This is a genomic window from Candidatus Eisenbacteria bacterium (genome assembly GCA_016235265.1).
Classification (GTDB): Bacteria; Eisenbacteria; RBG-16-71-46; order RBG-16-71-46; family JACRLI01; genus JACRLI01.
Genome location: JACRLI010000006.1, coordinates 44,799 through 59,281, shown reverse-complemented (window position 1 = coordinate 59,281; position 14,483 = coordinate 44,799). Strand labels below are relative to the sequence as shown.

9 protein-coding genes, 1 tRNA gene and 1 pseudogene are annotated in these 14,483 nt (G+C 70.1%); all 11 read left to right on the top strand.

The genetic code is table 11. The features are described from left to right. The first annotated feature begins 97 nt into the window (after positions 1–97). The 11 genes and pseudogenes from HZB25_03325 to lon all read left to right on the top strand — a co-directional run bounded on the left by HZB25_03325 (position 98) and on the right by lon (position 13,639). Positions 98–3,595 carry a hypothetical protein gene (locus HZB25_03325; GenBank protein MBI5836255.1) on the top strand — a complete coding sequence of 1,166 codons (3,498 nt, stop codon included), beginning with the start codon at positions 98–100 and terminating at the stop codon, positions 3,593–3,595. A gap of 164 nt (positions 3,596–3,759) precedes the next feature. Then, a complete protein-coding gene (locus HZB25_03320) occupies positions 3,760–4,173 on the top strand; it encodes a PaaI family thioesterase (protein MBI5836254.1) in 414 nt (137 codons plus the stop codon). Continuing rightward, positions 4,152–4,892: a hypothetical protein gene (locus HZB25_03315; GenBank protein MBI5836253.1), complete on the top strand. Its 741-nt coding sequence runs from the start codon at positions 4,152–4,154 to the stop codon at positions 4,890–4,892. Before HZB25_03320 ends, HZB25_03315 begins: the two co-directional genes overlap by 22 nt. Then, complete coding sequence (locus HZB25_03310) at positions 4,850–5,545, top strand: hypothetical protein (GenBank protein ID MBI5836252.1); 696 nt, start codon at positions 4,850–4,852, stop codon at positions 5,543–5,545. Before HZB25_03315 ends, HZB25_03310 begins: the two co-directional genes overlap by 43 nt. 78 nt (positions 5,546–5,623) lie before the next feature. Continuing rightward, a complete protein-coding gene (locus HZB25_03305; GenBank protein ID MBI5836251.1) occupies positions 5,624–6,409 on the top strand; it encodes an enoyl-CoA hydratase/isomerase family protein in 786 nt (261 codons plus the stop codon). Positions 6,410–6,471: 62 nt separating this feature from the next. Then, positions 6,472–7,653, top strand: a complete 1,182-nt coding sequence (locus HZB25_03300) for a M20 family metallo-hydrolase (GenBank protein MBI5836250.1) — start codon at positions 6,472–6,474, stop codon at positions 7,651–7,653. Positions 7,654–7,719: 66 nt separating this feature from the next. Beyond that, positions 7,720–7,804 (top strand) — tRNA-Leu (locus tag HZB25_03295). Positions 7,805–7,873: 69 nt separating this feature from the next. Next, a complete protein-coding gene (gene tig / locus HZB25_03290; protein ID MBI5836249.1) occupies positions 7,874–9,187 on the top strand; it encodes a trigger factor in 1,314 nt (437 codons plus the stop codon). 34 nt (positions 9,188–9,221) lie between these two features. Continuing rightward, positions 9,222–9,830, top strand: coding sequence for an ATP-dependent Clp endopeptidase proteolytic subunit ClpP (gene clpP / locus HZB25_03285; GenBank protein MBI5836248.1), 609 nt, complete (start codon positions 9,222–9,224; stop codon positions 9,828–9,830). A gap of 24 nt (positions 9,831–9,854) precedes the next feature. After that, positions 9,855–11,097: pseudogene (clpX, locus tag HZB25_03280) on the top strand (ATP-dependent Clp protease ATP-binding subunit ClpX). 124 nt (positions 11,098–11,221) lie between these two features. Beyond that, positions 11,222–13,639: an endopeptidase La gene (gene lon / locus HZB25_03275; GenBank protein MBI5836247.1), complete on the top strand. Its 2,418-nt coding sequence runs from the start codon at positions 11,222–11,224 to the stop codon at positions 13,637–13,639. The last annotated feature ends 844 nt before the right edge of the window (positions 13,640–14,483 follow it).

The window sequence follows — 14,483 nt, the reverse complement described above, 5'->3', positions numbered from 1 at the left end:
CGGATTGACAGGGTTTTGCGCCATTCGTAGACTGGGCGCCCTGCACTGGATTTCTACGACGTCGAGCATGAGAAGCAGGTTTCTCGCGAGGGGGACTATGTCGTCGCGTTCCGTCATTTTCCGGCTGGCCCTGGCCCTGGCCGTAATCCTCGGTCTGCCCCGCGTGTCCGGCGCCGCCTCCGTCGCCGGGCCCGCCGCGGGCCGCGCGGGCGCGGTGGAACCGGTCCACGTCACGCCCCGTGCCCTTGAAGCCTGGCGCTGGCGCCAGTCCCTGGACCGGGACCGCAGCGCCGATGTCCACGCGGCCGGCGCCTTCGCCCGCCCCGCCGCGGCGGCCGTCGCCGGCGAGCAGGGCATCATCAACGACACCACCGGCACGATGGGCACCGACCAGGACCAGGTCGCGGCCGCCTCGTACCCGGGCCGCAACATCGTCGTGGTGTGGCGCGACGTGCGCTTCGGCGACGGAGACGTGCGCGCGCTGCTGCTCGATCCTTCCGGTCAGCCCATCGTGCCGCACGGGCGCACCGAGCCCGCGTGGCTGGTGAACGACGACGCCCAGTACGTGGACCAGCAGCGTCCCGCGGTGGCCATGAACGCGCAGGGCGACTTCGTGGTGGTGTGGTCCGACAGCCGCCAGGGTGCCAGCGACGTGTGGATGCAGCGATTCCTGGCCGACGGCTCCGCGGTGGGCCCCAACCTCAAGTGCAACGTGGGCCGTGACGACGAGGCCAAGTTCACCCACACTCGCCCGGCGGTGGCCATGGACGACGTCGGCAACGTCGTGGTGGCGTGGGCGGACGACCGCAGTTCCGTGACCACCGACATCTTCGCCGTGCGCTTCGACAGCGCCAACCGGGTCAAGATCACCCCGTTCCAGGTCTCGGTGGCGGTGGGCACGCCGGAGAAGCTGCTGTACAAGCCGTTCGACTCCACCCTGCCGGCGATCGCCTTCACCAACATCCCGGGCGACTCGAGCTTCATGGTGGCGTGGCAGGCCCGCAACCTGGTGGGCCGCGGCGGCAAGCGTTCCATCTTCGGCCGCATGTTCACCACCTTCCATGCCACCAAGGGCGCGCCGCTGGACCTGAACATGGTCCTGCTCGACGACCGGGCCCGGGGGGACTCGCTGGACGTGCGCGCCGCATCCCGCCCGGCGCTGCTGCCGCCGACGGCCGGAGACACCTCGGGGACCTTCACCCTGGCGTGGGTGGACTCGCTGGTCTCGCCCGGCGTGATCCGCGCCCGCCGCATCGCCGCCTCCGCCTGGCTGCGCGGAGGTGGGGCCGGTTCCACCGCCAGCGTGGTGGTGAGCGACTCCACCGGCCTGGGGGCCACGTCGCCCTCTCTGGCCCGCCTCCGCGACGGCAGCCTGACGTTCTCGTGGCTGGCCGCCCAGTCCGCGGGAGGGGCCCAGACGGTCCATGAGCGGTTGCTGAGCGCCGCCCTGGCGCCGCTTTCCGCCAGCCAGCGCCTGAACTCGGGCGGTGGGCTGGTCCGGCGCAACTACCCGCGTACCGTCGCCTTCGGCACCGACCAGGAGCCCACCGCGCGACTGGCCGCGTGGTCCGACTTCCGCACCGGGAACAACGACGTCGTGCTCCGCGTGCTGGGCTCCGGCGCCTCGCAGGACTCGGCGCTGGTGCGGGACCGCCAGCCCGACCAGGTTTCGCCGCACGTGTCGTACAACACCTCGGGCAAGGGCGTGGCGGTGTGGACGGACTTCCGCAACGGCACGCTGGACCCGGACGTCTACGGCCAGGTGCTGGATGCCTCCGGCGGCCGGGTGGGCGCCAATTTCCGCGTCAACTCCGATGCGGCCGGCTCGTGGCAGGACCACCCGCGCGTGGCGATGGACGACCTGGGCGGCTTCACGGTGGTGTGGGAGGACGCCCGCACCGGCAATTTCCTGCTGTACCGCCGCCATTTCCGCGCGGACAACGCCCCCGACGGCGCCGAGTCGCAGCTGGCTGGCCCGGGCGCGGGCGCGTCGCGCGACACGTTCCAGCAGTTCCGCCCCGCGATCTCCGGCCAGCCCGGCGGCGGCGGCGTGGTGGCCTGGGAGGACAACCGGCGGGTGGTGGGCACCGTCAACCCGGTCCACGTGGTGGACATCTGGATGGTGCCGGTGGACGCCAGCGGGCTGGCCACGGGCAGCCCCGTGCGCGCGTCGCTGGGTGATGGGGCGTACCCGTCCACGGAGCCCTCGGTGGCGGTGGACCCGGCCGGCAACGGGGTGCTGTTCTGGAACTCCATCTCAGTGCAGACCCAGGGCACGCTGGCGTTCACCAACAAGGACGTGGTCGGACGCTTTTTCCGCGCGCCCGGCCGGCTGGTGCCGATGCTCGATGAGCTCGGGCGCCTGATTGCCAGCCAGTCCTTCTCGGTCACCGACTCGCTGGGCCTCGGATTCCTGTTCACGCAGCAGCGCTCCGCCACCGGCTACCTGGGCCTGGACACCTACGCGGTGGCCTTCCAGGACGAGCGGCTGGGCACCACCTCGCGGGAGGACATCCGTGGGCGGCTGTACCGCGTGCGCTACCTCACCGGCGACACGCTGCAGGTGTACCCGGACGGCCCGAGCTTCCTGGTCAACGACGACACCGTGGCGCTGGAGGCGGACGCCGCCGGCTTCGTGAACTACCTCAGCGCCAGCCAGTACGACCCGCAGATCGCGGCCGACCCCGCGGGCAACACCTTCACCGTGATGTGGGCCGACCGCCGGACCGGGGCCAACTACAACGTCATGCGCCAGGGCTACCACGCGATTCCCGCCGCCGACGCGGGGACCGCCTCGCAGCTGCGCTTCCTGGGCCGGAACCTGTTCGTGAACACCGACACCGAGTTCCAGGACGCGGTGCACGGCTCCGCCGTCCCCGCCTACTCGGGTGCCTCGGCGCTCACCGTGGTGTGGCAGTCGGACCGCATCAAGCGGGACGGCTACGACATCTACTCGCTCACCCTGGCGCAGGCGCCGGACACCTGTGCCAACGCCGACTGCCGGCTGGCGGCGCGCATCGGCCTGACCGCCGCGCTCCACGGCTCGGATGTCCGCGTGCGCTGGAACGTGCCGGCCGAGGCCGCCGGCGGAAACCTGCAGTTGCTCCGCTATGACCTGGCGGCCTACGGCTCGGGGGCGATGTCGCGGCCCGTGTGCCTGGGCACCTGGTCGGCCGCGGCCGGACCGGGCGGCACCGACGACCGGCTGGACACCGACGCGGCGAACTTCCTCTACGAGCTGGTGAAGGACGGCGCCGTGGTGGCGAGCGCCCGGCCGCTGGCCGTGCCGGTGGTGCCGGTGCACTTTTCGCTTGGCCTGGGGCAGGTCCGTCCCAACCCGGCGCGCGGGATGGCCCGCATCTCCTTCGTGGTCCCGGGCCGCTCCTCCGAGCGGGTGCCCGTGAAGCTCCTCGTGTTCGACGTCTCGGGCCGGCAGGTCCACACCCTGGTGCACGACACCCGGGAAGCGGGGCCGCAGTCAGTCGCCTGGGACGGCGCCCTGGACGGAGGCTCCCGGGCCGGTTCGGGCGTGTACTTCCTGCGCCTCGACGCCGGGGGCCACTCGCTCAGCCGGAAAGTGCTCTGGCTGCGCTAGACCCGGGCGGGCCGGTCGACGGCCCTATATAATGTAGCTGGAACCCTGCCGGGCCACCGGGGCGTCTCCGGTGGCCCGGTTTGGCCTTCGCGGGCCTGCCCCCGTCTTCCGGTCGCCGCCAACGGGTTGGTGTCGCCCGGCGTCCCACAATCAGGATGGATCCCATGAGCCCGGCTTCCGCCACCGAGGACGACCGCTGGTGTTTCGCCTGTGGCACCGAGAACCCCATCGGTCTGCGGCTGGACTTCGAGCTGGACGGCTCGGGGTTCCTGCTCACCCGGTTCACACCGGGCCGCGAGCACCAGAGCTACGCGGGGCGCATGCACGGGGGCCTGGTGGGGCTGGTGCTGGACGAGCTGATGGTGCGTCTGCTGCACATGCTGGGCCGGCGGGCGCTCACCTCGGAGATCACGGTGCGCCTGCACCGCCCCACTCCGACCGGACACGAGGTGCTGTGGAAAGGCTGGATCGAGGCGGACCGCGGCCGCGTGGTGGACACCCGGGCCGAGGCGCGCGTGGCGGCCACCGGGGAGCTGCTGGCGACCGCGAGCGCGCGGTGCATGCGGGTGCGCGACTGAACGGGGCGATCGCCGCGGGGCTGCTGGCGGCGGTGGTCCTCGCCGTGCCGGCGGCCGGGCTGGCCGGTCCGCGCACGGTGCGTTCGGACGTGGTGCTGGCCTATGAGCGAGAGGGCGACGAGCGCGCGGTGATCGAGGGATACCTCTCGGCCGAGGGCCCCGACCGGCTGCGCCTGGCCACCCATTTCGGGTTCTTCAAGGCCTTCGACCTGACCGCGCGCGGCGACTCGTTCTGGGTCGCGGTGCCGCGGTTCGGGGCGGTGCTGGCCGGCCGCAAGGACCAGGTGCGGGTGACGCCGCTGGACCCGGGCCGGCTCACGCAGGCGCTGTTCCTGGACCCGCTGGGCGGGCCCCCGGGCGACGCCGACACGGTGACCGATTCCACGGGGGCGCGCGTCGCGGGCCGCGACAGCCTGGGCACCTGGGAGCTCCGCCTCAACCCCGCGGGCCGGCCGCTGCGATTCACCCGGCGGCACGATTCGGGCGAGCAATTTCTGGAAGTCGATTTCGAGCGCTACGCGGAGGTGCAGGGCGGTGGTTACCCGCGGCGCATCCGGTGGACAGACCCGGAGCGCCGGCAGACCCTGACCATGGAATTCGGCGACGTGCGGCTGGATTCCGGAATGGACGGCGTGGCCTTCGGCCCGCCCCCGGACTCCGAACTGAAGGTGGTGCCGTGGACATCCTGGGAAGAGATCTTCTCCGCGCGGCCGCGGTAGCCGCGTTGCTGGCGATGGCTCCCGCGACGGGGCCCGCCGGCGCGGCCGCGGAGCCCGGGCTGGACGCCCTGTGCCGCCGGGTGGACGGGGCGTGGGCCTCCGTGAGAACCTACCAGGCGAACCTGGCCTGGCCCAACCCGGAGAGCCGCCGGGCCGAGGATCAGGGCTGCGGCCTGTTCCTCTACCAGCGCCCGGACCGGTGGATGCTGGAGTTCCACACCCCGCGGCCCGAGAAGTACCTGGTCCGGGGCGACGAGGGCTGGATCTACGTGGGCCGTCTCCGGCAGGCCGTCCACTACCGGCTCAAGCCCGAGGAGCGGGCCCAGGTCGGGCTGCTCATCCTGGGACAGCCCACTTCGGAGCTGGCCCGCATCTACCGGCTGGGCACGCGGCCCACACCGGAGGACCGGCGGCTCATGCGCGCGGGCGCCCCGGCGCTGACGCTGGAGCCGCTGCGCCCGGGAACCCTGGCGGTGCGCCGGGCGGTGCTGTTCCTGGATCCCGCAACGTACCTTCCGCGCAAGGTCCGCATTCAACTGGAATCGGGCGAGGACCTCCGCATGGAGCTGTCGCGGGCGGTGAAGAACGGCCGGCTGGACGCTGCGCTGTGGACGGCGACGTTTCCCGAGAGCACGCATGTCATCGAACAGTGAGCCCGCGAAGCCCCCGGCCCCCGGCCGGCGGACCCGCGCGGGCAGGGGATGGTGCAGCAAGGTGGGAGGGTTGCGAGGATGAAGTTTGCCAATCTGCTGGTGGAGCGCTCGGACCGCGTCGCCACGGTCACGGTCAACCGGCCCGACAAGCTGAACGCGCTGAACCACGCCACGCTCGAGGACCTGTCGGCGGCCTTCACCGCCCTGGCCGCCGACGCGGACACCGGCGTGGTGATCCTCACCGGGGCGGGGGCGAAGTCCTTCGTGGCCGGCGCGGACATCTCCGAGCTGGCGCAGCTCGACGTGATGGGCGCGCGCGAGTTCGCGCGCCACGGGCAGGCGGTGCTGGACAAGGTGGAACAGTGCCCCAAGCCGGTCATCGGCGCGGTGAACGGGTTCGCGCTGGGCGGGGGCTGTGAGCTGTGCATGGCCACGCACATCCGGCTGGCCTCGGCCAACGCGCGCTTCGGGCAGCCCGAGGTGAACCTGGGCGTCATCCCCGGCTTCGCCGGCACCCAGCGGTTGTCCCGGCTGGCGGGCAGGGGCCGCGCGCTGCACATGATCCTCACCGGCGACGCGCTCACCGCCGAGGAGGCCTTCCAGGCCGGGCTGGTGCAGAGGGTGCTGCCCTCGGTGGAGGAGCTGCGCGCCGAGGCGTCGCGCATGGCGGGGACCATCCTCTCGCGCGGCCCGCTGGCCGTGCGCCTGGCCCTGCAGTCGGTGCAGCGCGGGCTGGAGATGCCCTTCACCCAGGCGCAGCAGTACGAGGGTGACCTGTTCGCGCTGGCCTACACGTCCTCCGACGCGCGCGAGGGACTGGACGCCTTCCTGAACAAGCGCAAGCCCGCGTTCCGGGGCCTGTGACCGTGTGGCAGGCCGCGGACTGGGAGCGCGCCGCGAGGCGGGTGGAGTCGCTGCGGGATGAGATGGTGGCGCTGCAGGTGGCGCTGTGCGCCATTCCGGCGCTGTGCCCCACCTCGGGTGGCGAGGGCGAGCTGAAGAAGGAGCAATTCCTGAAATCGCGCGTCGCGGAGCTGCGCCCGGATCTTCTCACCGAGGTGAATGCCCCGGACCCGCGCGTGCCCTCGGGGATCCGGCCCACGCTGGTGGCGAAGTGGAAGGGCGCGGACTCGTCGCGCACCCTGTGGATCATGACCCACACCGACGTGGTGCCGCCCGGCGAGGCCAGCCTGTGGACCGGCGACCCGTGGACGGCGCGTGTCCAGGACGGGAAGATCTACGGGCGCGGGGTGGAGGACAACCAGCAGTCCCTGGTGGCCTCGTTCTTCGCGCTGAAGGCCTGCCTGGCGGAGAAGGTCCGCTTCCCGCTGGACGTGGGCCTGATGTTCATGGCCGACGAGGAGACCGGAAGCGCGCTGGGCATGGCCCACGTCATGGACCACACCGACCTGGTGCGCCCCGGCGACCTGCTGGTGGTGCCGGACGGCGGCAGCGAGGACGGGGGCGAGGTGGAGATCGCCGAGAAGGGCGGCGCCTGGATCCGGGTGCGCACGCGCGGCCGCCAGTGCCACGCCTCCACGCCGCAACTGGGCGTGAACGCGTTCCGCGCGGCCTCGGCGCTGGTGGTGTCGCTGGACGGGCTGTACCAGGAGTTTCCGCAGTCCAACCCGACGTTCGACCCGCCGGTCAGCACGTTCGAGCCCACCAAGAAGGAGCCCAACGTGCCGAACGTGAACACCATCCCGGGTGACGACGTGTTTCACGTGGACTGCCGCGTGCTGCCCGAGATCCCGCTCGCCGAGGTGGTGGCCGCGGTGCGCCGCCGGGCCGACGCGGTGGAGCAGAAGTACGGCGTGAAGATCGACGTGGAGCCCGGCAAGCTCTCGCACGCGGCCCCGCCGACGCCGCCCGACGCGCCGGTGGTGCGGCTCACCACCGAGGCGCTGCGCACCGTGTACGGCGTGGAGCCGCGGCTGCTGGGCATCGGCGGGGGCACCGTGGCGGCGTTCCCGCGCCGCAAGGGCCTTCCCGCGGTGGTCATCGGGCGCAACCGCTCGATGGCCCACCAGCCGGACGAGTTCTGCGTCATTGACTACATGATCGGCGACGCGAAGGTGTTCGCGCGCATGATGGGGGCCGCGGGCTAGCGGCCCGCGGTTCCGCCGGGCCGGGTCCCGCGGCCGTCGCCGGCCGGGAGAGCTTCGCCCCGCGCCGCGAGAGTGGCGGAACTGGCAGACGCGCCAGCCTTAGGAGCCGGTGGGGCAACCCATGGGGGTTCGAGTCCCCCCTCTCGCACCACGCTCTGACCCGGGCCCGCAGGCGCCCGGCCGGCCGCCCCGGGCGGCACAGGAGACGCGACCTTTGAAGGTGGAACTGAAACAGCACGAGAACTGGAAGCGCTCGGTGGACGTCGAAGTCCCCGTGGAGGTGGTGCAGCGCCACATTGACGGGCTGGTGCAGAAGTACCAGCGCCGGATGAGCCTGCCGGGATTCCGCAAGGGCAAGGCGCCCGAGAGCCTGGTGCGCTCCACGCTGTCCGACAGCCTGGACCAGGAGGTGCTGGACCTGGTGCTGCCCGAGTCCTTCGCCGAGGCGCTGCGCCACGCGGGCGTGGACCCCGACACCGCGCTGCGCCCCCGCGTGGAGGACCTGCACTACCACGCCGGGCAGCCGCTGCGCTTCACCGCGTTCTTCGAGGTGCGGCCCTCGCTGGAGCCCCGGGACTACAAGGGCCTGGAGCTGACCCAGGAGGTGACCGAGGTGGGCGAAGAGGACGTCGCCCGCATCCTGGAGGATTTGAGGCAGCGGAGCGCCGAATACCCGGTGTCGGAGGCCCCGGCGGGGCTGGAGGCTGTGGTGATCGTGGACTACGACGCCCGGGACGAGGCCGGCCAGCCGGTCGCCGACGGCAAGCGCCACGACTATCCGCTGGAATTGGGCGCGCGAGGGCTGCTCCCGGAGTTCCGGGACGGCCTGCTGGGCGCCCGCGCGGGGGAGGGGCGCACGCTGACGGTGGATTATCCCGCGGAATTCGGGAATCCGAAGCTGGCGGGCAGAAAGGTCCGTTACGACATGAAGATCAAGGAGGTTCGGGAGAAGAAGCTCCCCGAACTGGACGATAACTTCGCCAGCACGCGTTTCGGCGCGAAGGACCTGGAGGACTTCCGCACCCGTATCCGGTTGCGGCTGGAGGGCGAGGAGCGGTTTGCGGCGCGCGAGCGCCTGGAGGCCGCGGTGGCCGAAGAGGTCGTTCGGCGCAACGACTTCGCCCCGCCCGAATCCATGGTGGAGGACCTCCTGGACCGGCTGGTGGAGCGCGCCCGGGAGGAGAACAAGGAAGTCTCCGACGAGGACGTCGCCCGCGTCCGGACCGAGTACCGGCCCGCCGCGGAGCGCTCGGTGAAGCGCCAGCTCCTGTGGGAGGCCCTGGCGCGCGCCGAGAAGCTGGCGCCGTCGAAGGAGGAGATGGACGCCGAGGTCACCCGCATCGTGCAGGCGGGGGCGGCGGAGGCGCAGGCGGAGGGGCGGGGCGCCCCGGACGAGGCCGTGGTTCGCACTCCCAGGAACCTGGCCCGGATCGAGGACGCGCTCACCGACCGCAAGGTGTACGAGTTCCTGGTGAACGCGGCGCAGGTGAAGACCGTCAGCCGGCCGCGGGCGTCCCAGCCCGCGTCCTCCTGAAGCGGGCCCGCGGGTGTGCTAGAATAGGGGAACCATGAAGATCGAGAGCCCGAAGAACTACGTCCCGATGCCGTTCGTGATCGAGCAGGACGGCCGCACCGAGCGCCAGTACGACATTTACTCGCGTCTGCTCAAGGACCGCATCATCTTCCTGGGCACCGCGATCGACGACACCGTGGCGAACGTGGTGGTGGCGCAGATGCTGTTCCTGGAGGCCCAGGACCCGGACCGCGACATCTACCTGTACCTGAACTCGCCGGGCGGCATCGTGAATGCCGGGCTGGCGATCTACGACACCATGCAGTTCATCAAGGCCCCCGTGGCCACCATCTGCATGGGCCAGTGCGCCAGCATGGCGGCGGTGCTGCTGGCGGCGGGCGCGCCGGGCAAGCGCAGCGCGCTCCCGCACTCCCGGATCATGATCCACCAGATCATGGGCGGGTCGCAGGGCCAGGCCGCCGACATCGAGATCGCCACCCGGGAGATCCTGGTGCTCAAGTCCAAGCTCAACCAGATCCTGGCCACGCACACCGGCCAGAGCGTCGAGAAGATCGACAAGGACACCGATCGCAACTACTTCATGTCGGCCGAGGAGGCGAAGACCTACGGCCTGGTCGACGAAGTGTTCGTGAAGCGGCAGTAGCCGCCGAGGCGGAAAGACCACCACATGAAAAAGCGCGTCGCATCCCCGCATCCCATCCGCTGCTCGTTCTGCGGTCGCCAGCAGGACGAGGTGGCCCGGCTCGTGTCCGGGCCGTCGGTCTACATCTGCAGCGAGTGCGTGAAGCTGTGCAACGACATCCTCGAAGGTGAAGGGGAACGCGAGCAGCCCGTCCAGCGCGGCGCGCTGCCCAAGCCCAGCGAGATCAAGCGCATCCTGGACGACTACGTCATCGGCCAGGACCGCGCCAAGAAGACGCTCGCCGTGGCGGTGTACAACCACTACAAGCGCATCTACACCCCGGCCACCACGGACGACGTGGAGCTGGAGAAGAGCAACATCCTGCTGATCGGCCCCACGGGCACGGGCAAGACGCTGCTCGCGCGCACCCTGGCGCGGTTCCTCAAGGTGCCGTTCGCCATCGTGGATGCCACCTGCCTCACCGAGGCGGGCTACGTGGGCGAGGACGTCGAGAACATCCTGGTGCGGCTGCTGCAGGCGGCGGACTTCAACCTGGTCAACGCCGAGCACGGCATCGTGTACGTGGACGAGATCGACAAGATCTCACGCAAGAGCGAGAACCCCTCGATCACGCGCGACGTGTCGGGCGAGGGTGTGCAGCAGGCGCTGCTCAAGATCTTCGAGGGCACCGTGGCCAACGTCCCGCCGCAGGGCGGGCGCAAGCACCCCCAGCAGAAGTACATCGAAGTCAACACGAAAGACATTCTCTTTATATGTGGCGGCGCGTTCGAGGGCCTGGAAAAGATCATCGAGCGAAAAGGTCAGGGGATGCGGCGCCGATATCCAGAGCAAGCGCGACCGGCAGGTGTGCGAGATCCTGGCCCAGGTGGAACCGGAGGACCTGCTCCGCTACGGGCTGATCCCCGAGCTGGTCGGCCGGCTGCCGGTGGTGGGCACGCTGGACTCGCTCCAGGAGGAGTCGCTGGTGCGGATCCTCACCGAGCCCAAGAACGCCATCGTGCGCCAGTACCAGAAGTTCTTCGAGATGGAGGGCGTGAAGCTCGAGTTCGAGCCCGAGGCGCTGCGCGAGGTGGCCCGCATGGCCCGCAAGCGCGGCACCGGGGCCCGCGGGCTGCGGGCGGTGCTCGAGGAGCGCATGCTCGACGTGATGTACGACATCCCGTCCACTTCGGACGTGCAGACCTGCGTCATCACGCGCTCGACCATCGTGGAGCGCACCCCGCCGGCGCTGACGTTCCGCGGGGAGCGCAAGCGCAAGGAAGCCTGACCGCCCGGTATCCGGTGAAACACGTGCCCGGGGCGGTCCGCCCCGGGCATCGTGGCCTGAAACGCCCCCCACGACGCGCCTGGGCCGCGCAGCTCACCCACACCCCTGGGAATCCGACCGAACCATGAAGAACAAGGGCGACATCGCCATCGTCGAACGCGGGGACGAGGTCTTCGAGATCCAGGAGAAGCTGCCGCTGCTGCCCCTCCGGGACGTCGTGATCTTCCCCTACATGACCACGCCGCTGCTGGTGGGGCGGGCGCCGTCCGTGAACGCCATCGAGCGCGCGGTCGCGCGCGACCGCATCCTGTTCTGCGTGGCCCAGAAGAAGCCCGAGGTGGCCGACCCCGGCCGCGACGGGCTGTACAAGGTCGGGACCGTGGTGCGGGTGCTGCAGCTGTTCCGGCTGCCCGACGGCACCATGCGCGTGCTGGTCGAGGGCATCGCCCGCGCGCGCCTGAAGCGCTTCCTGCCGGCCGACGACTACTACCTGGTGCAGGTCGAGATGCTGGGCGAAGGCACGCCCGCCAGCTCCGAGGTGGAGGCGCTCAACCGCATGGTGCTGTCGTCGTTCAACGACTACGTGCACATGAACCGGCGCATCCCCGACGAGGTGCTGCTCACCGCCAACAACATCGCCGACCCCTCGTGCCTGGCGCACACGGTGGCCAGCCACCTGCTCATCAACAAGGTGGCCACCAAGCAGGAGATCCTCGAGGTCGAGGACACCGTCGGCCGCCTGCGCCAGCTCTCGAAGATCCTGGCCCAGGAGCTCGAGATCGTGAAGCTCGAGCGCAAGATCGAGGGCCAGGTGCGCAGCCAGGTGCACAAGAACCAGAAGGAGTTCTACCTCAACGAGCAGCTCAAGGCGATCCGCAAGGAGCTGGGCTACCAGAGCGAGTTCTCGGGCGAGGTGGACGAGCTGCTGCAGGCGGTGAAGAAGGCCCGCATGCCGGCGGACGTCCAGGACAAGGCGCTCAAGGAGCTGGACCGGCTGGCCAAGATGAGCTTCATGAGCCCCGAGGCCGCCGTGGTCCGAAGCTACGTGGACTGGCTGGTGGCCCTGCCGTGGGCCAAGCGCACCAAGGACATGGCGGACGTGAAGGCGGTCCAGAAGCAGCTGGACGCCGACCACTTCGGGCTGGAGAAGGTCAAGCAGCGCATCGTCGAGTACATCGCGGTGATGAAGCTCAACAAGGGCGCGCTCAAGGGGCCGATCCTGTGCCTGGTGGGCCCCCCGGGCGTGGGCAAGACCTCGCTGGGCAAGAGCATCGCCTCCGCGGTCAACCGCAAGTTCGTGCGCATGAGCCTGGGCGGGGTGCGCGACGAGGCCGAGATCCGCGGGCACCGGCGCACCTACATCGGCTCCATGCCGGGCCGGATCATCCAGGCGGTGCGCAAGGCCGGCACCCGCAACCCCCTGTTCCTGCTCGACGAGATCGACAAGCTCGGCGCCGACTTCCGCGGCGACCCGGCGGCGGCCCTGCTGGAGGTCCTGGACCCCGAGCAGAACCACACCTTCAACGATCACTACCTGGAGGTGGACTTCGACCTCTCGGACGTGATGTTCGTGACCACCGCCAACTCCCTGTTCGCCATCCCGCCGGCGCTCCAGGACCGCATGGAGATCATCCGCCTGCCGGGCTACCTCGAGACCGAGAAGGTGCAGATCGCACGTAACTTCCTTGTCCCGAAGCAGTTGAAGGCCAACGGGCTGAAGGAGACGGACCTCTCCATCACCGACGTGGGTCTGCGCAAGCTGATCAACGAGTACACCCGGGAGGCCGGCGTGCGCAGCCTGGAGCGCGAGATCGCCCGGATCTGCCGCCGGGTGGCCCGCAAGAAGGCCGAGGGGGTGGTGAAGTCCTCCCTGCGGCTGGGGCCGGCGAACCTGTCCAAGGTGCTGGGCCCGCCGCACTTCCTCGAGAGCCCCATCGAGACGCGCAACCGGGTCGGCGTGGCCACCGGGCTGGCGTGGACCGAGGTGGGCGGGGAGGTGCTGACCGTGGAAGTCAGCGTCCTGCCCGGCCGCGGCGAGCTGGTGCTCACCGGCAAGCTGGGCGAGGTGATGAAGGAATCGGGGCAGGCGGCCATGAGCTACGCCCGCTCGCGGGCCGCACGCCTGGGTCTGGACAAATGGTTCTACAAGGACCTCGACATCCACGTGCACCTGCCGGAGGGCGCCATGCCCAAGGACGGCCCGTCCGCGGGCATCACCATGGCGACCGCCCTGATCTCCGCCCTGACCGGGGTTCCGACGCGCGCCGACGTGGCCATGACCGGCGAGATCACCCTGCGCGGCAATGTGCTGCCGGTGGGCGGCCTGCCGGAGAAGACCGTCGCCGCGCGTCACGCGGGAGTGCGCACCGTCCTGATTCCCAAGGCCAACGAGAAGGACATCGCGGAGCTGCCCAAGGAAGTGCGCCGCGACCTGCAGCTGATCACCGTGGACACCATGGACGAGGTGCTGGAGCGGGCGCTGATGCCGGCCGCCGAGCGGGCGTCCAAGGACCCGGAGAGCCCTCCCACGTACGCCCACTGAGTTTTCCACCGGTCGTTTTCGAGAAAATCGAGTGGGGGCGCCCGTCGGGGCGCCCCCACTCGATTACATATTATCTCGACCGCTCACTTCGTGCGCTCTGCCCAGCAATTGGTCGGTTGCGCACGCTCGATATTTTACATAACACCACATGTCGCGGGCGACGCGGCCAGCTAAGCCGCAGTCGAAAGGTACATTGACGCGCGTTTCCCAGTGGCTGGAACAGAACTTGCGATGCGCCCTTCGGCGGCTCTATTGCGTTGCGCTGAACGGAGAAAGTGCGCCCAGGGGGAATGCGGTGAAGGTGGCCCTGAACGCGGTCGAATATGCAGGGAGCGTGTGCACGGGCAGTTTTCCGTTGACACTCTCTTCGGGCCGGTGATAGGGTGCGCCCGGTTGTTCCGTTCTTCTGCGCACGGGCAACGAGTGCTTCATCATGTCCCTTCACGGCCGCACTGCTTCCCGTGTCTCGGCTGAAATTCCGTGCAAGGGAGTTTCGCGAACCGGGCGGCGCCCTCCCACCCCGAGCCTCACGACCACAGGGAGGGCAGAAGCGAGGGAGCGCTTCTGTTATGGGAGACCCAGGTAGAGACCGGGTTGACAGCCCGGGCGTCACTTGGATAGAACTCTCACTGGTTACGTGGCGCGGCAGCTCGACGGGCCGCAGCCCACATCTGCACAAGCAGCGAACATTTTCGGCTCGACGCAGGGGCAATGGCCTTATTGCGTCCTTCACGATTTCTAGGCATGCAGTCTCCAAGAGAGGTGGTCCGATGATCTCAGTTCCGTCCCGTCTCCTCGGCCTCAGCGCCGGGGGGATCACCGCCTGGGAATCCCGGTCTGGAAG